Source organism: Yoonia sp. (assembly GCF_036007805.1).
In the GTDB taxonomy this organism is placed as follows: Bacteria; Pseudomonadota; Alphaproteobacteria; order Rhodobacterales; family Rhodobacteraceae; genus Yoonia.
Genome location: NZ_DASYOK010000367.1, coordinates 1 through 21,764, shown reverse-complemented (window position 1 = coordinate 21,764; position 21,764 = coordinate 1). Strand labels below are relative to the sequence as shown.

The 21,764-nt window shown below is 56.1% G+C and carries 24 protein-coding genes, 1 tRNA gene and 1 pseudogene; 21 read left to right on the top strand and 5 right to left on the bottom strand.

What is annotated here, in order from left to right; genetic code table 11:
• Positions 1–43: 43 nt before the first annotated feature.
• The 11 genes from VGP75_RS19430 to VGP75_RS19380 all read left to right on the top strand — a co-directional run bounded on the left by VGP75_RS19430 (position 44) and on the right by VGP75_RS19380 (position 11,588).
• Positions 44–1,171, top strand: coding sequence for an MHYT domain-containing protein (locus VGP75_RS19430; RefSeq protein WP_327545219.1), 1,128 nt, complete (start codon positions 44–46; stop codon positions 1,169–1,171).
• Positions 1,172–1,306: 135 nt separating this feature from the next.
• Positions 1,307–2,161, top strand: a complete 855-nt coding sequence (locus VGP75_RS19425; protein ID WP_327545218.1) for an FAD binding domain-containing protein — start codon at positions 1,307–1,309, stop codon at positions 2,159–2,161.
• A 13-nt stretch (positions 2,162–2,174) separates the two neighbouring features.
• Complete coding sequence (locus VGP75_RS19420) at positions 2,175–2,669, top strand: (2Fe-2S)-binding protein (RefSeq protein WP_013961671.1); 495 nt, start codon at positions 2,175–2,177, stop codon at positions 2,667–2,669.
• The gene (locus VGP75_RS19415; RefSeq protein ID WP_327545217.1) at positions 2,666–5,092 is read left to right on the top strand and encodes an aerobic carbon-monoxide dehydrogenase large subunit; all 2,427 of its coding nucleotides are present in this window, start codon (positions 2,666–2,668) and stop codon (positions 5,090–5,092) included. The genes VGP75_RS19420 and VGP75_RS19415 overlap by 4 nt, the downstream gene beginning before the upstream one ends.
• A gap of 51 nt (positions 5,093–5,143) precedes the next feature.
• The gene (locus VGP75_RS19410; RefSeq protein WP_327545216.1) at positions 5,144–6,019 is read left to right on the top strand and encodes an AAA family ATPase; all 876 of its coding nucleotides are present in this window, start codon (positions 5,144–5,146) and stop codon (positions 6,017–6,019) included.
• A complete protein-coding gene (locus VGP75_RS19405) occupies positions 6,016–7,203 on the top strand; it encodes a vWA domain-containing protein (RefSeq protein WP_327545215.1) in 1,188 nt (395 codons plus the stop codon). Before VGP75_RS19410 ends, VGP75_RS19405 begins: the two co-directional genes overlap by 4 nt.
• Complete coding sequence (locus VGP75_RS19400; RefSeq protein ID WP_327545214.1) at positions 7,200–7,979, top strand: XdhC family protein; 780 nt, start codon at positions 7,200–7,202, stop codon at positions 7,977–7,979. Before VGP75_RS19405 ends, VGP75_RS19400 begins: the two co-directional genes overlap by 4 nt.
• Positions 7,972–8,583, top strand: a complete 612-nt coding sequence (locus tag VGP75_RS19395; protein ID WP_327545213.1) for a nucleotidyltransferase family protein — start codon at positions 7,972–7,974, stop codon at positions 8,581–8,583. Before VGP75_RS19400 ends, VGP75_RS19395 begins: the two co-directional genes overlap by 8 nt.
• 110 nt (positions 8,584–8,693) lie before the next feature.
• A complete protein-coding gene (locus VGP75_RS19390; RefSeq protein ID WP_327545212.1) occupies positions 8,694–9,146 on the top strand; it encodes an SRPBCC family protein in 453 nt (150 codons plus the stop codon).
• A complete protein-coding gene (locus VGP75_RS19385; protein ID WP_327545211.1) occupies positions 9,112–10,092 on the top strand; it encodes an XdhC family protein in 981 nt (326 codons plus the stop codon). Before VGP75_RS19390 ends, VGP75_RS19385 begins: the two co-directional genes overlap by 35 nt.
• Before the next feature lie 791 nt (positions 10,093–10,883).
• Entirely contained in the window at positions 10,884–11,588 is a 705-nt protein-coding gene (locus VGP75_RS19380) for a L,D-transpeptidase (RefSeq protein WP_327545210.1), read from the top strand.
• A gap of 10 nt (positions 11,589–11,598) precedes the next feature.
• On the opposite strand, the gene VGP75_RS19375 is transcribed toward VGP75_RS19380, so the two are convergent.
• Positions 11,599–11,886, bottom strand: a complete 288-nt coding sequence (locus VGP75_RS19375) for a hypothetical protein (RefSeq protein ID WP_327545209.1) — start codon at positions 11,884–11,886, stop codon at positions 11,599–11,601.
• A gap of 235 nt (positions 11,887–12,121) precedes the next feature.
• On the opposite strand from VGP75_RS19375, the gene VGP75_RS19370 reads away from it, so the two are divergent.
• Complete coding sequence (locus tag VGP75_RS19370; RefSeq protein ID WP_327545208.1) at positions 12,122–13,267, top strand: lytic murein transglycosylase; 1,146 nt, start codon at positions 12,122–12,124, stop codon at positions 13,265–13,267.
• Positions 13,268–13,441: 174 nt separating this feature from the next.
• On the opposite strand, the gene VGP75_RS19365 is transcribed toward VGP75_RS19370, so the two are convergent.
• The 3 genes from VGP75_RS19365 to VGP75_RS19355 all read right to left on the bottom strand — a co-directional run bounded on the left by VGP75_RS19365 (position 13,442) and on the right by VGP75_RS19355 (position 15,090).
• A complete protein-coding gene (locus VGP75_RS19365; RefSeq protein ID WP_327545207.1) occupies positions 13,442–13,615 on the bottom strand; it encodes a hypothetical protein in 174 nt (57 codons plus the stop codon).
• A gap of 338 nt (positions 13,616–13,953) precedes the next feature.
• Complete coding sequence (locus tag VGP75_RS19360; RefSeq protein WP_327545206.1) at positions 13,954–14,241, bottom strand: sll1863 family stress response protein; 288 nt, start codon at positions 14,239–14,241, stop codon at positions 13,954–13,956.
• A 759-nt stretch (positions 14,242–15,000) separates the two neighbouring features.
• Positions 15,001–15,090, bottom strand: a tRNA-Ser gene (locus tag VGP75_RS19355).
• Between the two features lie 148 nt (positions 15,091–15,238).
• Here VGP75_RS19355 and VGP75_RS19350 point away from each other — a divergent pair.
• Both VGP75_RS19350 and VGP75_RS19345 read left to right on the top strand, forming a co-directional pair.
• The gene (locus VGP75_RS19350) at positions 15,239–16,072 is read left to right on the top strand and encodes a DUF2059 domain-containing protein (RefSeq protein ID WP_327545205.1); all 834 of its coding nucleotides are present in this window, start codon (positions 15,239–15,241) and stop codon (positions 16,070–16,072) included.
• 69 nt (positions 16,073–16,141) lie between these two features.
• The gene (locus VGP75_RS19345) at positions 16,142–16,546 is read left to right on the top strand and encodes a hypothetical protein (protein ID WP_327545204.1); all 405 of its coding nucleotides are present in this window, start codon (positions 16,142–16,144) and stop codon (positions 16,544–16,546) included.
• On the opposite strand, the gene VGP75_RS19340 is transcribed toward VGP75_RS19345, so the two are convergent.
• The gene (locus VGP75_RS19340; protein WP_327545203.1) at positions 16,543–16,890 is read right to left on the bottom strand and encodes a hypothetical protein; all 348 of its coding nucleotides are present in this window, start codon (positions 16,888–16,890) and stop codon (positions 16,543–16,545) included. The two genes, VGP75_RS19345 and VGP75_RS19340, sit on opposite strands and share 4 nt — an antisense overlap.
• 177 nt (positions 16,891–17,067) lie before the next feature.
• On the opposite strand from VGP75_RS19340, the gene VGP75_RS19335 reads away from it, so the two are divergent.
• From VGP75_RS19335 to proA, 7 genes and pseudogenes are all read left to right on the top strand, one after another.
• The gene (locus VGP75_RS19335) at positions 17,068–17,751 is read left to right on the top strand and encodes a 50S ribosomal protein L21 (RefSeq protein ID WP_327545202.1); all 684 of its coding nucleotides are present in this window, start codon (positions 17,068–17,070) and stop codon (positions 17,749–17,751) included.
• Positions 17,752–17,762: 11 nt separating this feature from the next.
• Positions 17,763–18,032 (top strand): 50S ribosomal protein L27, encoded by a 270-nt coding sequence (gene rpmA / locus VGP75_RS19330; protein WP_055292758.1) that lies wholly within the window; start codon positions 17,763–17,765, stop codon positions 18,030–18,032.
• A 126-nt stretch (positions 18,033–18,158) separates the two neighbouring features.
• Positions 18,159–18,701: a GNAT family N-acetyltransferase gene (locus VGP75_RS19325; protein WP_110278855.1), complete on the top strand. Its 543-nt coding sequence runs from the start codon at positions 18,159–18,161 to the stop codon at positions 18,699–18,701.
• Positions 18,702–18,773: 72 nt separating this feature from the next.
• Complete coding sequence (locus VGP75_RS19320) at positions 18,774–19,274, top strand: GNAT family N-acetyltransferase (RefSeq protein ID WP_327545201.1); 501 nt, start codon at positions 18,774–18,776, stop codon at positions 19,272–19,274.
• A 38-nt stretch (positions 19,275–19,312) separates the two neighbouring features.
• Positions 19,313–20,362, top strand: a complete 1,050-nt coding sequence (gene obgE / locus VGP75_RS19315) for a GTPase ObgE (RefSeq protein WP_327545200.1) — start codon at positions 19,313–19,315, stop codon at positions 20,360–20,362.
• Complete coding sequence (gene proB, locus VGP75_RS19310) at positions 20,350–21,456, top strand: glutamate 5-kinase (RefSeq protein WP_327545199.1); 1,107 nt, start codon at positions 20,350–20,352, stop codon at positions 21,454–21,456. The genes obgE and proB overlap by 13 nt, the downstream gene beginning before the upstream one ends.
• 12 nt (positions 21,457–21,468) lie before the next feature.
• Positions 21,469–21,764 (top strand): annotated as a pseudogene (gene proA / locus VGP75_RS19305) (glutamate-5-semialdehyde dehydrogenase); the annotation flags it as partial.

Genomic DNA, 21,764 nt, shown 5'->3' with positions numbered 1-21,764 from the left:
TTCCTCGTTTGATTTATCTGGAGTTTGGTGTCATCAAATTGGTATGGAATACTTGGATGTGAGCTATAATAACGCGCTTATTGTCGCCTCCATCGTGATTGCCATCGCGGCAGGCTTCACGGGTTTGTCACTGTCAAAAGACCTTTCGCAACAAAGTGTATCTCGACGTAAGGTATCAGTTGCAGCTTCAGCGATCGCCTTGGGCGGCGGAATCTGGTCAATGCATTTTGTCGCGATGCTCGGCATCCAGATGCCGATCCTGTTCTATTATGACGCCGCGATCACGCTCGCATCTGCATTGTTGGCAATCCTTATTGTCGGTACGGCTTTGTTGCTTTTACATTTCCGCGAAAGAACGCCGACCACGGTCTCTGTAGCCGGGGCTATAGTAGGATGCGGCATTCTAGCGATGCACTACGTTGGCATGGCGGGTCTTCAGTTGTGCCGTGCGGTCTATACACCGTTCGGGATTTTTCTGTCGGTCATCTCGGCAATTGTGTTGTGCATCGCTGCGTTCTGGATCGCCTATGGACAACGGACCAATCGCAGTATTCTGCTTGGCACGCTATGTTTTGCATTTGCTGTCTGTACAGTGCATTTTGTCGCCACAGCCAGTACGCGTTTCATAGAAGTTTCCGCGCTGCATGAATTTGGTCCGGTGATGAGTAATGAAACGCTGGCGCTTGGCGTGATCTTGACTAGCTTTGTTATTCTCGGTGCATTCTTATGGATGGGTGTGACGTTTTTTGTTCCGCCTGCGTCAACGCCTGTGACACCTCTGCCGATCCTCGACACGGTAGAGCCCACTTCAGATAAGGTGGTGTCAAATCCAGCGCCAATCTCTCTTCGGATCCCTTGTGAGCGCAACGGCGTTACGCATCTGGTTGATCCTGCATTGGTCGCCTTTGTCCGCGCCGAAGGGCACTATACGTACGTCTATACAAATAGCGCGCAGCACTTTTGCGCGTGGCCGATCAACGAAGCGGCCAAACGGTTGACGGGCGCTGGGTTTGTCAGGACCCACCGTAGCTATTTAGTGAACCCGACGCAGGTCGATCACTTTGAACGGCTCAAGGACAATGGCGTTTGCCACTTTGCCGGAACTGATTTGCCCCCCGTCCCGGTGAGCCGCTCCAATATGAAGCTCGTCCGCGAGGCTCTGGGTCTGTAGGCTTTCGCAGTTCGTGCGTCAAAACGCGCATTTCGTGAAAATCAGCAGGTACTCCATTGAATAACGCGAGCGTGTGTATGCGGCTGCGTCCAAGCTCCTGATCTAACATACATCTGCGGATCGGGAGGAGAAGCAATGATACCAGCGGCGTTTGAGTACTACAGGCCGACAGACATGGCGGGCGTCATCGCCTTGCTTCAAGAGCATGGCGACGATGCGCGCGTCATCGCAGGCGGGCACAGTCTGATACCCATGATGAAGCTGAGGATGGCAGAGGTGCCGCACCTGATCGATCTTCAGGGAATCCCGGGACTGAGTGAGATTACCGTTGCAGACGGAGAGATCCGTATCGGCGCGATGACCACACAGCACGATATCATTAACTCTGCACCGCTCGCCGACGTCGCGCCGATCATGAAAGAGGCCGCACTGCAAATCGCCGATCCACAGGTCCGGTATATGGGCACTGTTGGTGGGAACGTGGCCAACGGCGACCCCGGCAATGACATGCCCGGTTTGATGCAATGCCTTGATGCACAGTTCCACCTGACGGGTCCAGACGGGGATCGGTCTGTCGACGCGCGGGATTTTTACGAGGCGGCCTACATGACCGATCGTGAGGACGAAGAGGTCCTGACTGCTGTGACCTTTGCAGCACCACAGGGCGGCTATGCCTATGAGAAGCAAAAGCGGAAAATTGGTGACTATGCCACTGCTGCCGCCGCTGTGCAGATCAGCAAAACGGACGGAAAAGTGGCGGCGGCGTCGATCGCGATGACGAACCTCAGTGACACACCGATCTGGTCCGAAGCTGCAGGTGATGCCTTGCTCGGAAGCGCTTGCGACGAGGCAGCGGTCAAGGCCGCTGTGAAAGCCATGCTTGGCGATATCGATCCAACAGAAGACAACCGCGGCCCGGTTGCTTTCAAACGCCATGTCGCGGGCATCGTTCTTGGCCGCGCCATCGCGCGCGCTTGGTCACGGGCTTAGGGAGGGATTTACAATGTCGAACAAGATGCACGTGAAACTGAATGTGAATGGTGAGGATCATGAATTCCTTGCCGAACCGCGTGAACTGCTCATTTATGCGCTGCGCGAGAAGCTGAACATCACGGGACCGCACGTTGGCTGTGAGACATCACACTGTGGTGCCTGCACGGTAACGATGAACGGCAAGTCGGTGAAATCATGCACTGTCTTTGTCGCCCAGGCCAATGGCGCTGAAGTTACAACAATCGAAGGACTTGGCAGCCCGGATGCGCTTCATGTCCTGCAGGAAAACTTCAAAGAACACCACGGCCTGCAATGTGGTTTCTGTACGCCAGGCATGATCACGCGCGCGGCTAAGTTGCTTGAGGAAAATCCGAACCCGACCGAGGAAGAGGTCCGCTTTGGAATCGCTGGCAACATCTGCCGCTGCACTGGATACCAGAACATCGTAAAATCCATTCTGTCAGCAGCGTCTGAACTGAATGCAGCCAAGGAGGCGGCACAATGAAGGACGAAGTCACACGCGAAGAACGGGTCGCCGGCCTGAAAGGCATGGGCTGTTCGCGCAAGCGGGTTGAAGATGCACGCTTTACTCAGGGCAAGGGCAACTATGTCGACGACATCAAACTGCCGGGCATGCTGCACGGTGATTTCGTGCGCTCTCCCTATGCGCATGCACGGATCAAGTCGATTAACATCGACGCGGCGATGGCACTGCCCGGTGTCACGGCGGTTCTGACAGCCAAAGACCTTGAGCCACTCAACCTGCATTGGATGCCGACACTTGCTGGAGACAAGCAGATGGTGCTTGCCGACGGCAAGGTGCTGTTCCAAGGCCAAGAGGTCGCCTTTGTTGTTGCCTCAGACCGCTATGTTGCTGCTGATGCGGTAGAACTTGTCGAAGTGGAGTACGAAGAACTAGAAGTTCTCGTTGATCCCTTCAAATCCTTGCAGTCCGATGTCGTACTGCGCGAGGATTTGGTGGGGGAAGACGGCTCCATCCCCAACGGTGCGCACGGTCCACGCAAACATCACAACCACATCTTTACGTGGGAAGCAGGTGAAGAAGAAGCGACCAATCAGGTCATCGACAATGCCGAAATCGTTGCCGAATCCGAAATGTATTACCACCGCACCCATCCATGCCCGCTCGAGACATGCGGCTCTGTCGCGTCGATGGATAAGGTGAACGGCAAACTGACCCTTTGGGGCACATTTCAAGCACCGCATGTGGTGCGCACGGTTGCGTCTTTGTTGTCTGGGATCGAAGAGCATAACATTCGCGTTGTCTCACCCGATATTGGTGGTGGTTTCGGCAATAAGGTCGGAGTGTATCCCGGTTATGTCTGCTCCATCGTGGCGTCCATCGTCACGGGTGTCCCAGTGAAATGGGTCGAAGACCGGATGGAAAATCTGATGTCCACGGCCTTTGCCCGCGACTATTGGATGAAGGGCAAAATCAGTGCCACCAAAGAAGGCAAGATCACCGGGCTGCACTGCCATGTGACCGCCGACCATGGTGCGTTTGACGCTTGCGCGGACCCCACGAAGTTCCCGGCTGGCTTTATGAACATCTGCACGGGGTCCTATGATATCCCGGTTGCTTATCTGGGCGTTGACGGGGTCTACACCAACAAGGCACCCGGTGGTGTTTCCTATCGCTGTTCGTTCCGTGTCACGGAAGCTGTCTATTTCATCGAGCGGATGATCGAAGTCCTCGCGATTGAGTTGAACATGGACCCGGCCGAATTGCGGTCGATCAACTTTATCAAGAAGGAGCAGTTCCCCTATACGGCCGCACTAGGCTGGGAATACGACTCTGGCGATTACCAGACCGCGTGGGACAAGGCGTTGGAGGCGGTTGATTATAAAGGTCTACGTGCCGAGCAGGCCGAGCGTGTCGAAGCATTCAAGCGCGGCGAAACTCGGAAAGTCATGGGGATTGGTCTGTCGTTCTTTACCGAGATCGTCGGCGCTGGTCCTGTCAAGAACTGCGATATCCTAGGCATGGGCATGTTCGATAGCTGCGAAATCCGTATTCACCCAACCGGGTCTGCGGTTGCGCGGCTGGGCACCATTTCGCAAGGGCAGGGGCATGCGACGACGTTCGCACAAATCCTTGCGACCGAGATTGGCCTCTCTGCGGAAAGTATCACAATCGAAGAAGGCGATACCGACACAGCACCTTACGGTTTGGGCACTTACGGCTCCCGGTCCACGCCGGTTGCGGGTGCTGCCGCGGCGATGGCGGGACGCAAGATCCGCGCAAAGGCACAGATGATTGCGGCCTATCTGCTTGAGGTCCACGACAATGACGTGGAATTCGATGTTGACCGGTTTGTTGTCAAAGGCGCGCCTGAGCGGTTCAAGACCATGAAAGAGATCGCTTATGCCGCTTACAACCAAGCCATTCCGGGCCTAGAGCCGGGGCTGGAGGCGGTCAGCTATTACGATCCGCCGAACATGACCTACCCGTTTGGCGCCTACGTCTGTGTGATGGACATTGATGTTGATACCGGTGTGCCTGAAATTCGCCGCTTCTATGCGTTGGATGACTGCGGGACGCGGATCAACCCGATGGTGATCGAAGGCCAGATCCACGGCGGCCTGACCGAAGCCCTTGCCGTCGCTTTGGGGCAAGAGATTTCCTATGATGACATGGGTAACGTCAAGACAGGCACGTTGATGGACTTCTTCCTGCCAACTGCGTGGGAAGTGCCAAACTATGAAACGGACTTCACCGTCACACCCAGCCCACATCACCCCATTGGGGCGAAGGGCGTGGGCGAAAGCCCTCATGTAGGTGGCGTACCTTGCTTCTCGAACGCGGTGCAAGATGCGTTCCGCCCGTTTGGCAACCGTCACACCAATATGCCCCATGATCATTGGCGCATTTGGCAAACTGCCAACCAGTTGGGCATGCACGACTAAAGAACCGGATGCGGGCCGCAATAAGCGGCCCGTTCCACCGGGAGGATTCTTATGACTTGGAAAACGCTTCAATCAGCGATGGCTGATCAGGGCTATATTGCTTCTGGTGATCTGGCGATGGCGCTGCATTTGTCGCTCTCACTGGGGCGTCCCTTGTTGCTTGAAGGTGCCGCTGGCGTCGGTAAGACCGAGGTGGCACGCGTGCTGGCCGCTGTCGAAGAAACGCAATTGATCCGTTTGCAGTGTTATGAAGGTTTGGATGCGTCCCAAGCAATTTACGAATGGAATTATCAGCGACAATTGTTGGCGATCCGTGCAGCCTCTGAGGATGGTGAGACGGGCAAGAGCGTTGAGGCGCGCATCTTCTCGGATGAATTCTTGCTGGAACGGCCCTTGCTCAAGGCGATCCGTCAACACAAGGCACCTGTTCTGCTGATTGACGAGATTGACCGGGCAGATGAGGAGTTTGAAGCTTACTTGCTAGAAATCCTATCGGAATTTCAAATCACAATCCCCGAGATGGGTACAATTACTGCCACAACACGCCCCATCGTTATCCTGACCGCCAATGGCACCCGTGACCTGAGCGATGCGCTGCGCCGCCGTTGTCTGTATGCGCATGTCCCCTATCCTGATCACGAGACAGAACTCGCCATTCTGGTTACGCGTTACCCAGATATCACCGACAGGCTGTGCGCGCAGATCGTGGGCTTTGTACAGGCCTTGCGCAAACAAGAGCTTGAAAAGAAACCGGGCATCGCCGAGATGCTGGATTTTGCTGCGGCCCTCATGGGACTTGGTGTGGCTGATCTGACCGAGGACCCCGCAACTTTGCAGGCGACCCTGACCACCCTGCTGAAAACGCAATTGGACCGTGACGCGATCCCGACAGAAATCGCCCAACGTCTTGCAGGAAAAGCGGCATGAGCCTTGTAACCAAATTTGCCGCGCGGGATCCGGGGCCAGCAGCACGCATGGCTGGATTTGTGGCACATCTGCGCGACAATGGCATGCGTCTTGGTGTCGGCGAAACCGCCATTGCCTTGGACGCAATGACCCATATCGACGCTGCAAACCCACAAGACGCACGCCGTGCGCTGAAATCCGTCTTTACAGGATGCGCCGAAGAGGCGGCGCAGTTTGATGCCCTCTTCAACAGCTTCTGGATGAACGGCGGGCGGGTTAAAACCCGCGTGACACCAACAGCAACACCTAGTGAGAGCGAAAATGTTCACTCCTTGCGGGAGGTCGATGCTGAGGCAGACATCAGTGGCGGCGCAGGCGATATCAGCGCGCCAGACGGCGGGGAAGGCGAGGCAGAAAGCGATGGTGAAGGCAAGTTGGTTGCGACTGATGTGGCCAACCTTTTCAAGAAAGACCTGCGCGATCTGGTATGCCCCAAAGAAATTGAGGCTGCGGAAAAGATTGCCATTCGCCTTGGTGCTGCCCTGCGTGATCGCAGATCACGCCGCCGCAAAGCCGCGCGCAAAGGTGACCAGATCCATTTTCGCAAAGTCATGCGGCAAAGCCTTGCGACGGGAGGTGAGCCCTTTGCGCTCCCCAAACGTCAACGGCCGGATCGGACGCTGCGTTTAACAGCCATTTGCGATGTCTCTGGATCTATGACGGTCTATTCACGCATCTTTCTCGCATTCTTGGCTGGGCTGATGCGGGCTGATCCGCGTGCGGATGCCTATCTCTTTCACACACGCTTGGTGCGGATCACCGAAGCTTTGCGCGACAAAGACCCTTTGCGAGCGTTGGCCCGGTTGTCCTTGCTTGCTGAAGGCTTCGCTGGCGGATCAAAGATTGGTGAGAGCTTGGACACATTTGCCGGCACATACGGCCGCAGGTTTGTCGACAACCGCACCGTCGTGATGATCCTGTCCGACGGCTATGATACCGCATCACCGGATGGAATTTCAGATGCGCTCGTCCGTTTGAAAAAACGCGGATGCAAGATTATCTGGCTGAATCCTCTCAAAGGATGGGACGGCTACGAACCTACCGCGCGCGCCATGTCCGAGGCCTTGCCGCATCTTGATCTGTTCCGCGCCGCTAACACGCTGGAAGATCTGGCCGGACTTGAGGCGGAGTTTGCGCGGTTATGACACCCCAACAGATCATGGAGCACGGGCTGCAGGAAGGCGAAGACTACTTCGCCATCGCGACGATTGTGCGTACGGCCGGCACGACAGCAGCCAAGCCGGGGGCCAAGGCGCTATTGCGCGCAGATGGCACAATCCTCGACGGATGGCTCGGCGGTGGATGCGTAAAAGGTGCGATCAAAGAGGCAACTTTGCGCGCCTACGCCACCGGTCAGCCGCAATTTATTTCAGTCGCTCCAGAGGAAGGCTTGGCCGAAAAGGGCGTGAAGGCGGGCGACGATGTGGATGGTGTCCGATTTGCACGCAACGGCTGTCCGTCCAAAGGCACCATCGATATTTTCATAGAGCCACATCTGCCAGAGCCTGATCTGTTGGTCTTTGGGCAATCTCCCGTCGCCATAAAGCTGTTGGAGTTGGCACCATTATTTGGATGGGCTGCGGCGGAGGCGGCATCGGACTTGCCTTTGCCGGCCCGATTGCCCGGGCGCGGCCGGTATTTGGTGATTGCGACACAAGGACAGGGCGACTTGGCCGCACTTAAGGCAGGCTTGGCCGACACTGCAGAGTATGTCGCGTTCGTCGGTAGCGCGAAGAAGTTCGCGGTTTTGTCTGACAAGCTGGTGGGGGCAGGCGTTGACGCGGCGCAGATTGCGACTGTTCATGCCCCTGCCGGGCTGAATATCGGGGCAGTGACCCCAGCTGAAATTGCGCTCTCGATCCTGGCTGAACTCACACAAGTGAAGCGTCAAATCTTGGCGCAGGCTATCGAAAATGGATAGGGTAGGGGCGATCATATTGGCGGGGGGCCTGTCACGCCGGATGGAAGAGTGCAACAAGCTGCTGCTTTCCATTGGCGGTGTGCCAATGATCCGGCATGTTGTCGAAACCTACCTCGAGGCGATTGATGGCGAGGTCTGCGTCGTTACCGGATTTGAAGCGACGCGGATTGGTGCGGCTCTGGTCGGCCTGCCTGTTCGACTTGTGCACAACGAAGACTTCGAAATGGGCCAACCCTTCTCTGTACGTGCAGGTCTGTTTGAGGCCCCGGACGCTGAACATTTGCTGATCGGGCTGGGTGACCAACCACAGCTAACGACAGAAGATCTACTGACGTTGATCAGGGCGCATCTGGCAGGGAATACGGCAAAAATATCGATCCCTCTGCATGGAGAGTTGCGGGGCAATCCGATTATCGTACCCACAACTATGCGCAGCGGGTTGCTTGCGGATAAAACAAACCCCGGCTGCGCCAAATTCACTCGCGCCAACCCTGATTTGGTACAGCACATCCCCATGTCGCAACCGGGTTTTTTCAATGACATCGACACGCCTGCGGCCTTTACAGCGTTTCAAAAAATAGCACCCGAAGGAGCAACACCATGAGAAGATTACGGAATTACTTCAACGCCCTGCGTAAGAAATGGGCGATGACGCCCGAGCAAGCCGAGTTGTTTGCCACCATCAAATTTCCCTGCTGTTAAGAAAGTACGACCATGGAACTCAAAGACGAAATCATCATCAACGCCCCAATGGAGCGTGTTTATGCCGCGCTAAATGATCCCGAGATTTTGCGGCAATGCATTCCGGGATGCGAAGAGCTGGTCCAACATTCTGACACAGAGCTTGAGGCAAAGATCGTGCTCAAGGTCGGACCGGTTAAGGCACGTTTCAGCGGAGACGTTCAACTGGACAAAAGCGGCGCACCTGATGCGTTCTCTTTGACCGGTCAAGGCAACGGCGGTACGGCTGGTCACGCCAAAGGCGGGGCGGATGTCACGCTGGTGGCCGACGGAGACACAACGATCTTGACGTATGATGCCAAAGCCGAGATCGGTGGGAAGCTGGCTCAGCTGGGGAGCCGCCTGATCCAGAGTACAGCCAAAAAACTCGCTGCTAAATTCTTCAAGAATTTTGCTGAAGTTTTGGATGCAGAGCAAGTTGCCTAACCTGATTGCGTACCAAGACCACGCAGTCGACGTTCTGGCGCAAGTTTCGGCCTACGTCAGAACGGGGCAGCGCTTTGCGCTCATAACATCGGTAGAGATCAAAGGCGGCAGTGCGCGTGATCTTGGGTCATTGGCTGTTGTTTCCGATACAGGCGAGATGACAGGCTATATGTCCAATGGGTGCATCGATCAGGACATTCTCTTGCATGCGATGGGCTGTTTGGAAACGGGCGTGGCGCGGTTGTTGAAATATGGTGAAGGCTCACCTTTTCACGATCTCACCTTGCCCTGTGGTGGCGCTTTGTCGGTTTGGATTGATCCCTCACCGGACATAGGTGCGCTTGTGGATGCCTATGCCGCCCTACTGGAGCGAAAGTCAGCAATACTCACGTTCCGCCCCAAAATGAGTGCGCGGTGCGCTGAACAGTTTGAGATTATGATATCTTACCAACCCAAAATTGCGCTGACTCTCGCAGGACGGGGCGCTATTTTTCGCGCGACGGCAAAGATCGCCCATGCAATTGGTTTTGACGTGACCGGTTTTTCCCCGGACCTCGCCGATTTGGATGTAGTTGCAGCTTATTGCAAAGACGCCCCGAAGCATGTCTGGTCCAGTAGTAGTATCGAGGCTTTGAACTTGGACGCCACCAGTGGCCTTTTGACTTTGTTCCACGATCACGATTGGGAGCCGGCGTTCCTCGTTGCAGCGCTTGCCACACCTGCCGGGTTTATTGGTGCGCTTGGCAGCCAGCGAACACAGGTGGCGCGACTCGCGCATCTGTCTGAAATGGGCGTATCGGACAGCGATCTTCAGCGCGTGCGCGGGCCGATTGGCCTCGTTCCATCGCTGCGAAATGCAAATCTGATTGCAGTTTCAGCGCTGGCAGAAGTTGCACAGACCTTCGCCTCTAAGCAACAAATAGTCACTTATGTGAAACCGTTATAGATGGCTGCTTTTGATGTCCCGCTGAACATCTGTCTTGGTGTAGCTCTGTCTTGTTTATTTGTTGGGCCACGATTTTGTGCCGCGCATAAAAACTGTTCATACCATAGGAGCAAAGTAGCTCATATTGCGGTCGACTAACGGTCGTCCGTAGACGCCGCAGCGAAATTCCAGTTTGAGCCAGAGTGGACCGCATCGCAAAGCGCGGCGAGTGGCTATTCTGAGCCCAAAATTTCTGCATTTCCAGAGAAAAGCATGCGCAATAATCACATATTTAACGATGGATCGCCTTAAAGAAACTGCTTAACGGTCGGCTTCGACTGATGGGGTTGTAACGCCGAATTGTCCTGACGGCTTGTTGTCTGTTGGTCCACTGAACTCCGTGGCCTATAAACCACGGCTCAGCAATTCTCGAATGCTCCATAGCCATTTAAGCAAAATCCCGAATCTCAAACGCAAAGCAGATCCCCGAGGCTTTAGCTGAGGATATGGTTGTTCCGTCACTAATCGTGTGAAGGGAACTTCGCCCAATATCAACAATGGGGTGCTCAGAATGGCTGCATCCGATGGGGAACACCAAAAGCCAATCGCCAATTTACACGCTTGTAGTCCTGCCGATAGCTAAGAAAACCAGCCCAGCCTGGGACGTTGTTGTGATGTGGTAAATCTTAATCGTCTTGGGTAGTCATGGAGCGTCCAGACCAAGTGGGTTTATAGTGCTCTTGGCTGACACTCGTTTTTCGCTTACGCAGGGTGTGTGTTTTCACGGTGTTTAAGCTTAGGAAGGTTTGACCATGTTCAACCGACGCCATTTCATCATCACGACGGCGGCTCTATTTTCACAGCCCGTTGCCGGTGTAGCGCTGGAACAGGAGCAGACGGCCCCGATTGAACCCATCGCGCCGCGTGCACCCGTTTCGCCCCGATCTAACTGGGCCAGCTGGGATGCGCGCGTGACACCACAAAACTACGATCCGTTCACATCGAATCCTTGGGGGTTACATCCCCGTTTTCTGCCAACACTGGTTGAGGCAAACGACGGCCTGATACCTGGCGATATTCATGTCGATGCGATTGCGCGTTATCTTTACCACATCCGAAATGACGGCATGGCGATGCGTTATGGTGTGGCGATTGCACGCGGCAATCTCTACGAGCCCGGAACTTACAATATCAGACGCAAGGTGCGGTGGCCGACATGGCGACCAACTGATGCGATGATCGAACGTGATCCTGCGTCTTTCGAGCGTTTCAAAGATGGTGTTGATGGTGGTCCGTCCAACCCCCTTGGGTCACGGGCGCTGTACCTCTATGAAGGCAATCGCGACACCTATCTGCGGATACATGGCACGCCGTCACCTCGGTCGATTGGCGGGCGGGCAAGCTCTGGCTGTGTGCGCATGGTCATGGCCCATATCATCGGGCTTTATGACCAAGTGGCGACTGGATCAACTGCTGTGCTTTATCCTACAGAAGATGGCATTACCGCGCGCAGTTAACGCGCGGTTCTCACGCTGGGGCGGCCTCTGCCCGTTCGACACAAATCGGTCGCCCTTGGGTCGTGCGAAGCGGCAGAAGTGTCGTCTCTACTGGGCCGGTATGGTTGTACCAAAAGCAATTGTCATCGGGCAAAAGCACAACCTCCTCGAGATTCTGAAACGGAGCTGCGATAGCCGTCACAGCTTCAGGTAGCTCTGTGATGAAACGCGGGTCCGTGCCCCTTGTTCCAACGGATTCAACATCACAGGCCCCGAGCAACAGCACAGCAGAGAGCAAATAGCCGACGCGCATATTCATGTGTGTTCTCCCAAATCTCAGAACTCAAAGCATTTCGAAGCGCGTTGCGCAACGCAAGGCTTCGTCTGGCACACACTTTTTAAGAAAGTGTCGCATGATGCGCCACCATAATTTTGAATTCCAACACCGCGGCCGCTGTGCAAATGCGCGAGACCGGCAAGCCGTTTCCAAGGCTTGCGTGTTCAGTCTGATCCTCTACTGTACCCGTAAAAACAGGCAGTCTGCAGGCGGGAACATGAAAACTACAAGACGTCATTTCGGCATCGGTATCGCAGCCTTTGGCCTAGCCGCGTGTAGTCGCGCCGCTCCGCAAAGCTTTGCTGACCCAGTTGTTGCGGGACTACCAGCGGACCTTCGGCCTGTGCCAAATGCAGATTATGACGCTTGGGTCAGTTCATTCCGTGGCCGCGCAGGCGGTTACGGGTTATCGACAGATATAATTGCATACGGATTTCGCAACACGGGGTATCTTCCAGGTGTTGTGACACGCGACCGCAACCAGACTGAATTTAAACGCAGCTTAGAAGACTACCTCGCCATTGCCGCCTCTGATGAACGGATCACAAAAGGCCGGGCCGCATTCGCGCGTCACAGACCCACCCTCGCGGCACTTGAAGACAGATATGGCGTGGACGCAGCGATCATCGCAGCGATCTGGGGATTGGAGAGCTTTTATGGGGAACGCCGCGGCGATGTGCCTGTCGTTTCGGCAACGTCCACGCTCGCCTATGATGGACGGCGTGGCGCTTTTTTCGAACAGCAACTTGTTGCTGCTCTCAAGATCTTGCAAGCCGGCGATATCACAGCGGAACGCATGACAGGCAGCTGGGCCGGTGCAATGGGTCACACGCAGTTCATTCCCACGTCGTATCAATCTTTTGCGGTCGACTTCACGGGCGATGGTCGCCGCGACATCTGGTCTGAGGATCCAAGCGATGCGCTGGCGTCTACAGCCGCATACCTTGCGCGCAACGGATGGACCGCAGGGGTCCGATGGGGTGATGAGGTCGATGCGGATACGTCTTCAGGCACTGTCATCCAACCTCAACCTGGCGGGCCGCGCTTTGCCGTTACAGGCAATTTCCGCGTCATCAAGCGATATAATAATTCGGATGCATATGCGATCGGTGTGGGACACTTGGCAGACCGTATCAGCGGGGCTGGCCCATTGCGCACACAATTCCCGCCCGATGAAAACGGGATGACCAAGGAAGATCGAATAGCACTGCAGGAACGCCTGACCGCTGCAGGTTTTGACACAAACGGGGCTGACGGCGTTATAGGTCCGAACAGTCGCAAAGCCATCAGCGCTTACCAATCAAGCCGCGGTCTCCCCGCAACAGGCGAGCCTTCGCTAACGTTATTGCGCGGTCTCGGCTAACAAAGCAGAAGACACTTGGTTTGATGAGGTGCCGAACTCTTCTTGAACGGCGGCAGCTTGAAAACGGCACCGCGGCAAAAGCAAATTGGGTCAGGGTCTGCAACGGGCCATAGGCTCCTCTCACGTAGCATCCACCCGTAGGCGTCATAGTTCCGGCCCTAAGCTTCAAGACTGTCAGGAGCCGCCTTTGCCAAGCCAGCGGCGGAAAGCGGCAGCGATCGGTGCAATGTCCATGGCAATTACGGCGATCCCCAAAGGGATCATCCAGAAGCCGAGAATTGGCAAGAAACCAAAAATACCCCCGACAATCAGAATAAGGCCGATCGGGGCTCTGACACCAGGTGGCACGTTACGACCGATGCGTAGTTTCCATCGAGCCAAGACCGAGCGCAGCCGTTGTATATTCTTTTCTTCTGGTGGCAAACTTACGGCAGACCGCTTTGTCTAGGGCACTGTGTGATAAGCCTATTACGTTGATGTTCATACCCCGTATCAGGATCTTTTGATACCTATTCGCAATATTGGGCAGGAAGGCACAAAATCCGTGGTCATAGCTGCACTACAAGTTTCTGCAACTAACGTGACCTTTGGCCCAGCCTACGAGGATCCCTCCTGCGGTATTTTTCAACTGCAAAGACGCTAAGTTGTTGCGCTGCGTCGAGCCCAAAGTTTAGTACCGTTTGAAATTACTGGAAACGAGATGCAGCCCTTTTCAGGGCACTTTCCAAGCTATCCCACGCGTTTTCGACACCTGCTTTGAGATCTTCCCATGCTGTCTCACCAGCATTCTGAAGTTCGTTCAGCTTTTGCGTGGCCTCCAGTTGCTCTTTTCTGAGATTATCGACCTGTTCAAGGTACTCAATCTTGGCATCGGCTTGTGCGCTATCGGCTTTGGCCTTGAGCTTGTCGATCTCTGCGTTCCACGCGTCCATCTGTGCTTTCAGTTTCTGCACATATGCATCCTTCATACTCATGATAATCGCTCCATGCTCTTTCTGTTACGTTCACGTGCAAAAGGGCGTTGCTCAGTATAGGTCAAACAAGTTTTTCGATCCTGGCACGTCTTTTCTAACTCCCTCACCGTGCCAACGAGGTGCATCCTGGCATTGATATTTATCAACCGTCGAGGATGACTGGTCGGGTTATTGGCCCGTCTTTGACCACGCAGAACGCAGTAAATGTCCAGTTCTAGCCCTGAATGATCACGAGGGCTTCGGGAACGAAGCAGGTATCCATCAAACGATGCAAACGATGACGACCTGCGCGGAACCCATTTCTCGGCAAAGAGGCCGCAATCTGACGGCTACCGAAGAACGATTATCGTGCTAGCGCCTAGCCCCTGCTGTTTCAGCATCATCAGTCTCTTTTCGTCAATGCTAACAGGTCTCGTCAGTGGTTTTGTCAGTTCTGTCATTCTGTCATGGCATTACTGCCCCAAAATTTCTCTCTGTATAGAACTGTCGAGGCCGATCATGCCGATCTGCTCTTAAATTTATTTTGCGAGGTGTCCCGTCCAAGTGGATAGAGGTTCAATAAAGGCAACTTGCAAGGTGGTCATGAGTATTTGCTTCCACCGACTCTCAAGTTTTATTCGAACGGTGGCGTCTTGATGATCACATATCGGCCCAGCGCATTCCTTGGCATTCCAAAATTTTATTGGGGGAACTTATGGTGGGACAACATGGCCCAAAACCTTTATTATATATTAAAATCAATATATTATAGGAATTGGGTGGCGGAGAGACAGGGATTCGAACCCTGGGTAGGCTTGCACCCACAACGGTTTTCGAGACCGCCCCGTTCGACCACTCCGGCACCTCTCCGCGGGGGTCAGGGCGGGGTGTTACTGTGGCGCGCGCGCCCGTGCAAGACCCAAAGCACGGATAACTGACATTTCCGTGGGGGGCCTTGGCAAAGAGCGGTCAGGGTGCATAACTTTCCCTTCAGGTTTTGTATTGATAGGATATGTGCATGTTCCGCTTCGCAGCCCCCTTCGCTTTCGCCGCGACCCTCACTGTCGCACCGCTTTGGGCGCAGGAAAATGATGCCGATACAGTCGATCAGCTGTTTGATGCGCTTGGCATGCCTCAGATGATCGAAATCATGCGTGAAGAGGGGCTGGCCTATGGCGAGACGCTGGCCAGCGATATGCTCCCTGGTGGGCGGTCTGCGGAATGGTCAATGGCGGTTTCGGCGATCTATGATGTCGACATGATGACAGAAGAGGTGCGCGGTGTTCTGGGTGAGGCGCTTGAGGGCGATGATGTCGACGCGATGCTGGCGTTTTTCACCTCTGAGCAAGGGGCGCGTATTGTCGGGCTAGAGATCAGTGCCCGCCGCGCTTTGCTTGACGACGCGGTCGAAGAGGCCAGCAAAGAGAACGCGGCAATTGCAATGATGGATGAAACGCCCCGTTTTCAAATGGTGCAGGATTTTATCGATGCCAACGATCTGATCGAGGCCAATGTGATCGGGGCGCTCAATTCCTCCTACGCCTTTTACTCGGGGCTGATTGATGGCGGCGCTTTGCCATCTGGCGTCACGCTTGAAACTGCCCTGCAGGATGTCTGGGCGCAGGAACCAACCGTGCGGGCCGAGACGATTGAGTGGCTCTATTCTTTTCTTTTGATGGCCTATCAGCCGCTCTCGGACGATGAGCTGCAAGCCTATCTTGCCTTTTCACGCAGTGACGCGGGGCAGGACATGACCAATGCGCTCTTTGAGGCGTTTAACGGGATGTTCGACGATATTTCGCGCGCGCTCGGTCTGGCCTCGTCACGCTTTATGCTCTCGCAAGAACTCTAACCTGCGCCTCTTGGCATCGCCGGACGGAAGGTTATGCTGGTCATGCAATATAGAACATAGGAGCCCGTCTTGCCTGCTTTCAAACCCGCCTTCTTTGCTCTTTTCCTGCTGGCCGCCTGCGATCAGACCGCAGCCATTGCCCCGCAGCCGGATTTGCCAGCGGATGATCCGCGTCAGGCTGAACTGCTCGCGGCGGAATGCACGATCTATTTTGCGGCGGTGGTAAAGCTGGAAGCGGATGGGCGCACGGTCAATGGCAACCCCACACGGGGCTGTCCTGCGGAAGCGGGGGGCATTCCGGCCGATATCAATCCGATGGTCAGCGTGCCATCAGTGACACCGGGTTATCCGCAGACGCTCTATGATCGCATGGTCGCGCGCGGCATTCCTGCAGATCTGGCGGGTGATATCGCGAAATCCAAGGCGTTCTGGGATCTGGTCGCCAAACGGGACAGCCTGTTGGCTGGTTTCTAGCCGCCATAGACCATGAGTGCCGTCACCAATGCGCCCGGATTGGACTGATAAAGCCCCAGATTGGAACGTAGCTGAATGATGCGGGCAGGGCGGTCGCGTGGCGGAATACCGGCGGTCTCCATAGCTTCCGTAAGAGTAGGACCACCACCGATGGCGATATCAGAGATGATCGCGTCAAAGTTGGATTTTACGATGACTTCGACAGTCCCACGGCGTTGCGTATAGGCAGCATTGTCAAAAAGGGTGCTGGCCCCGGTCACAGGTAACATTAACGGATTGCCAAGATGCCCGCCGTCTTGCGTGCAGGCCGATATCAGGACGGTCACGAGAACGTGCCAGCGCATGGGGGTTAATCCTTCTTTTTATGTTGACTTATGGGGGCATTGGTCAGATATAGCGCCCACTCTGCAAGGGATTTGCAGGGTGATATGCGAAAACTCGCCCACGGGCGCGCTGTCCACAGGTACCAAACGCCGGATCGACCCGGGGCCTCAGCGACGCGAAAGATAAAGGAAATACATATGTTTGCGGTTCTCAAAACCGGCGGCAAGCAGTACAAAGTGGCCTCTGGCGACGTGCTTCGTGTCGAAAAGCTTGCAGCGAAAGCAGGCGACAAAGTTCAATTCAACGAGATTCTTATGGTCGGCTCCACAGTGGGTACACCCACTGTTGAGGGTGCAGGCGTACAAGCCGAAGTCATCGACCAGATCAAAGGCGAAAAGACGATCAACTTCGTCAAGCGTCGTCGTAAGCACGGCAGCCAGCGCACCAAAGGCCACCGTCAGCAACTGACACTGGTCCGCATCGCCGAGATCCTTGAAAAAGGTGCCGACAAGTCTGGCGTCATGGCGGCTGTTTCCGGCGCGGGTATCGCGCATGTGACGGGCGCAAATGGCGCGCCAACATCCAAGAAGGCCGCAGCTGCGGCCGAGCGCGCATCAACACCCAAGGCTGACAAGCCAAAGGCAGCGCCGAAAGCAAAAGCTGAGCCAAAAGCGGCTGCTGGCGCGGATGACCTGAAAAAGCTGTCTGGCGTTGGTCCGGCACTTGAGAAAAAGCTGCATGAAGCTGGCGTGACCACATTCGCCCAGATCGCAGCATGGACGGAAGCTGATGTGGCTGCTATGGACGAGAAACTGTCGTTCAAGGGCCGTATCGAACGTGAAGGCTGGATCGCGCAAGCGGTTGAGCTGGCAAAAGGCTAAGGAGAGACCAAATGGCACATAAAAAAGCAGGCGGTTCATCCCGTAACGGACGCGACTCAGCTGGTCGTCGTCTTGGTGTAAAGAAATACGGCGGCGAAGCTGTTGTTCCCGGCAACATCATCATGCGTCAGCGTGGCACAAAGATGTGGCCAGGCATGGGCGTTGGCATGGGCAAGGATCACACGATCTTTGCAACCGTTGATGGCGCGGTGAAGTTCCACAAAGGCCTTAAGGGCCGCACCTTTATTTCGGTTCTCCCAGTGGCGGAGGCCGCTGAGTAAGCCGAAATTTCCAAAAGATACAATTGGAGGGATCGGTGAAAACCGGTCCCTTTTTTTGTTCATATTTCTGCCATCAAATAAATTTAGACGGTGGCGCAGATGCAGTTGTTTTCGGGGAGGGAAACAATGAGACATGAAGAGATTACCGTTCAGGAAACCATAGAAGCCGCACGGTTCGTGCTGCGCCCGTGCCGCAAGTCCGACGCAGGTCTGATCGCGATGTATGCGAGCGATGACCGTGTCGCGCGCGGTACCCGCGCCATGCCCCATCCGCTGCCCCCCGGATCGGTTGAGGCGATGATCGAACGCGCAAGCCAGCCTGATCGCGACGAAGATGTCTGGGTCATTGATGGCTCTGCCTATGGCCATGCAGAGGCGCTGGGGCTGATCAGCCTTGCGCGTATGGACCGCGCCCAATCCGAGATTTTCTACTGGATTGCACCGGCTTTCTGGAACACCGGCTTTGCCACCGAGGCCGTGCGCACCTTGATTGCGGCCAACCCGCATCAGTCCGACCGGATTTTCGCCGAAGTGTTTCAGGACAACCCGGGTTCGGCCCGCGTGCTGACCAACTGCGGCTTTGACTATCTGGGGGACGCCGAAGCGTTTTCCGTGTCGCGCAAGGCCACTGTGCCCACTTGGACTTATACGCTCAAACTGGGGTCGTGATCGTCCGACGCTTTGCAAACCGGATGTCTGGGTGCGGCATCCTCCCATCGCCTGACACTAGCTAGGCCTCCTATGACCCCTGATCTGACCTATCGCGCATTGAACGCGGGTGACTTCGCAGCACTCCATGCCATGGCGTCCGACTGGTCGATCGTCCGCCAGTTGGGCCGCTGGCCGTGGCCCGCACAAGAGGCCTTCACCCGCAACAGGTGCAAACCCTATGCGGGCGACGGCTTTGTCTGGGCCGTCTGTCTTGGAGGGCGCCTGATCGGTACGATGGCTGTCACCGGCGGTGAGCTTGGCTATATGTTCGCACCTGATGTGCAGGGGCGCGGGATCGCAACCAAGGCTGCACGCGACGCGATCGCACATGCATTTGAAGACTACAATTTCGCAGCGCTGAAAGCCACGGTTTGGGTGGACAACGCGGGCTCTGCGGCTGTCTTGCGCAAATGCGGCTTCACCCATTGGCACACCTACTACGATCAAAGCCCGTCGCGCCTGCCGACCCTGACGCACAGCTTCCGTTTGTCCCGCGACACATGGGACCGCTTGAGAACTGCCGCGCAGTAGTTTATCGCGCTCCTGAACAGCCTCGGAAGGCCAAACACATGAAGTTTCTCGATCTTGCAAAGGTCTATATCCGCTCCGGTGCCGGTGGCGCGGGCTGTATCTCGTTCCGGCGCGAGAAATTCATGGAATATGGCGGCCCTGACGGCGGCGATGGCGGCCGTGGCGGTGATGTGGTGGTTGAGGCGGTTGAGGGCCTGAACACGCTGATCGATTTCCGCTACCAGCAGCACTTTTTTGCGACCAACGGCCAGCACGGTATGGGCAGCCAGCGGACCGGCAAAGACGGTGAAACCAAGGTGTTGCGGGTGCCGGTTGGCACCGAGATCATTGACGAAGACGAGGAAACGGTGATCGCCGACCTTACCGAGGTGGGCCAGAAGATCGTGATTGCCAAAGGCGGCAATGGCGGCTGGGGCAACCTGCGTTTCAAAACCGCAACGAACCAGGCGCCCCGTCGCGCCAACCCCGGCCAAGAGGCGATTGAGCGCACGATCTGGCTACGCCTGAAACTGATCGCGGATGTAGGGCTCTTGGGGATGCCCAATGCCGGCAAATCGACTTTCCTTGCCGCTACATCTAACGCGCGGCCTAAAGTTGCCGACTATCCCTTCACAACGCTGATCCCCAATCTGGGCGTTGTCGGGATTGATGAGGTCGAATTTGTCGTGGCCGATATTCCTGGCCTCATTGAAGGCGCAAGCGAGGGGCGGGGGCTGGGTGATATGTTCCTTGGCCACGTTGAACGCTGTGCAGTGCTGCTACACCTGATTGACGGCACCTCGGGCGATCCGGCAGGCGACCTGACGACGATCATCAAAGAGCTTGATGCCTATGGCGGTGCGCTTGCCGACAAGCCGCGCATCACGGTGCTGAATAAAATCGACGCGCTTGACGAAGAAGAGCGTATCTTCCTGCGCGATGAGATCGCGGCTGTCGCCAAGGGCCCTGTCATGATGATGTCCGGTGTCACCGGTGAAGGTATCCCCGAAGTGCTGCGTGCCTTGCGGGCCGAGATTGACGACAACCGCCTGCGCCACCGCAAAGCAGAAGAGCAGGACGAAGGCGAGGATGCGCCATGGCAACCCTGACCGCGTCCAAGCGCCTTGTGGTCAAGATCGGCTCGGCGTTGCTGGTTGATGCGGCCACGGGCGCGCTCCGTCAGCACTGGCTGACCTCGCTGGCTGAGGATGTTGCACGCATACGTGCGCGCGGCACCGATGTTATCATTGTGTCGTCGGGGTCTATCGCCTTGGGGCGGGGTATTTTGGGGCTGCCGCTGACCTCGCTTGCGCTGGAACAATCGCAGGCGGCCGCCGCTGTCGGGCAGATCCGACTGGCGCGCGCCTATGAAGAAGCCTTAACGCCGCATGGCATTATCACCGGACAAGTGCTTGTCACGCTTGAAGATTCACAGGATCGCCGGCGATATCTCAACAGTCGTGCAACGATGGAAACGATGCTTGGTCTGGGTGTCACCCCGATCGTGAATGAGAACGACACAATCGCGACGGACGAAATCCGCTATGGCGATAATGACCGTTTGGCGGCACAGGTTGCGGTGACAGTCGGGGCCGATCAACTGGTGCTTTTGTCGGATGTGGACGGGCTTTATACCGCCAACCCGAGGATTGATAGTACTGCAGAACACATTGATCTTGTTGACAAATTGACGCCAGAGATTGAAGCAATGGCCGGTGATGTGGGGTCGGGACTGTCCAAAGGTGGGATGATCACCAAACTGATTGCCGCACGCATCGCGACCGAGGCGGGCTGTGCCATGGCCATCGCCTTGGGCACTGCGATGAACCCGCTTGCCAAGCTGGAACACGGGGCACGGGCCACGTGGTTTGCCGCACAAACCGATCCGCAGGCGGCACGCAAACGCTGGATTTCGGCAATGAAACCGCGTGGCACTGTCATGGTGGACGCGGGCGCACAGGACGCGCTGCACCACGGCAAGAGCCTGTTGCCTGCCGGTGTCACGCAGATCAGCGGCAGTTTCGGGCGCGGCGAGGTGGTGACAATCGTCGATACTGCCGGTGTAACACTGGGCCAGGGCCTGATCCGGTATACCAGTGCCGAGGCGCGCCAGATCATGGGGCGCCGTTCGGCCGAGATTGTGGAAATTCTCGGCTATGAAGGCCGCGCGGCACTGGTGCACCGTGACGACATGGTGCTGTAAGGGGAAAAGAGCATGGGTGATCAAGACATTAGCACGATGATGGCCAGGATCGGTGCGGACGCACGCGCCGCGTCGACCGTGCTGGCCACCGCCGGATCAGAGCGCAAATACGCGGCCCTAATCAGCGCGGCCGACGCGATCTGGGAAAACCGCATGGCGATCATGGATGCCAATGCCGAAGATCAGGTCTACGGCGAAGAAAAGGGCCTGAGCCCCGCCATGATGGACCGTTTGATGCTGGACGAACCCCGCATCCGCGCCATGGCTGAGGGCCTGCGCAATGTGGCCGCCCAATCCGATCCGGTGGG

Coding starts and splice junctions, on each gene's coding strand:
- VGP75_RS19380 (WP_327545210.1), top strand. CDS start 10,884: ATGTTCAACCGACGCCATTTCATCATCACGACGGCGGCTCTATTTTCA.
- VGP75_RS19350 (WP_327545205.1), top strand. CDS start 15,239: ATGTTCCGCTTCGCAGCCCCCTTCGCTTTCGCCGCGACCCTCACTGTC.
- VGP75_RS19415 (WP_327545217.1), top strand. CDS start 2,666: ATGAAGGACGAAGTCACACGCGAAGAACGGGTCGCCGGCCTGAAAGGC.
- VGP75_RS19360 (WP_327545206.1), bottom strand. CDS start 14,241: ATGAGTATGAAGGATGCATATGTGCAGAAACTGAAAGCACAGATGGAC.
- VGP75_RS19335 (WP_327545202.1), top strand. CDS start 17,068: ATGTTTGCGGTTCTCAAAACCGGCGGCAAGCAGTACAAAGTGGCCTCT.
- VGP75_RS19420 (WP_013961671.1), top strand. CDS start 2,175: ATGTCGAACAAGATGCACGTGAAACTGAATGTGAATGGTGAGGATCAT.
- VGP75_RS19375 (WP_327545209.1), bottom strand. CDS start 11,886: ATGAATATGCGCGTCGGCTATTTGCTCTCTGCTGTGCTGTTGCTCGGG.
- VGP75_RS19340 (WP_327545203.1), bottom strand. CDS start 16,890: ATGCGCTGGCACGTTCTCGTGACCGTCCTGATATCGGCCTGCACGCAA.
- VGP75_RS19395 (WP_327545213.1), top strand. CDS start 7,972: ATGGATAGGGTAGGGGCGATCATATTGGCGGGGGGCCTGTCACGCCGG.
- VGP75_RS19320 (WP_327545201.1), top strand. CDS start 18,774: ATGACCCCTGATCTGACCTATCGCGCATTGAACGCGGGTGACTTCGCA.
- rpmA (WP_055292758.1), top strand. CDS start 17,763: ATGGCACATAAAAAAGCAGGCGGTTCATCCCGTAACGGACGCGACTCA.
- VGP75_RS19400 (WP_327545214.1), top strand. CDS start 7,200: ATGACACCCCAACAGATCATGGAGCACGGGCTGCAGGAAGGCGAAGAC.
- VGP75_RS19410 (WP_327545216.1), top strand. CDS start 5,144: ATGACTTGGAAAACGCTTCAATCAGCGATGGCTGATCAGGGCTATATT.
- VGP75_RS19370 (WP_327545208.1), top strand. CDS start 12,122: ATGAAAACTACAAGACGTCATTTCGGCATCGGTATCGCAGCCTTTGGC.
- VGP75_RS19325 (WP_110278855.1), top strand. CDS start 18,159: ATGAGACATGAAGAGATTACCGTTCAGGAAACCATAGAAGCCGCACGG.
- VGP75_RS19405 (WP_327545215.1), top strand. CDS start 6,016: ATGAGCCTTGTAACCAAATTTGCCGCGCGGGATCCGGGGCCAGCAGCA.
- obgE (WP_327545200.1), top strand. CDS start 19,313: ATGAAGTTTCTCGATCTTGCAAAGGTCTATATCCGCTCCGGTGCCGGT.
- VGP75_RS19390 (WP_327545212.1), top strand. CDS start 8,694: ATGGAACTCAAAGACGAAATCATCATCAACGCCCCAATGGAGCGTGTT.
- VGP75_RS19425 (WP_327545218.1), top strand. CDS start 1,307: ATGATACCAGCGGCGTTTGAGTACTACAGGCCGACAGACATGGCGGGC.
- VGP75_RS19430 (WP_327545219.1), top strand. CDS start 44: ATGGAATACTTGGATGTGAGCTATAATAACGCGCTTATTGTCGCCTCC.
- proB (WP_327545199.1), top strand. CDS start 20,350: ATGGCAACCCTGACCGCGTCCAAGCGCCTTGTGGTCAAGATCGGCTCG.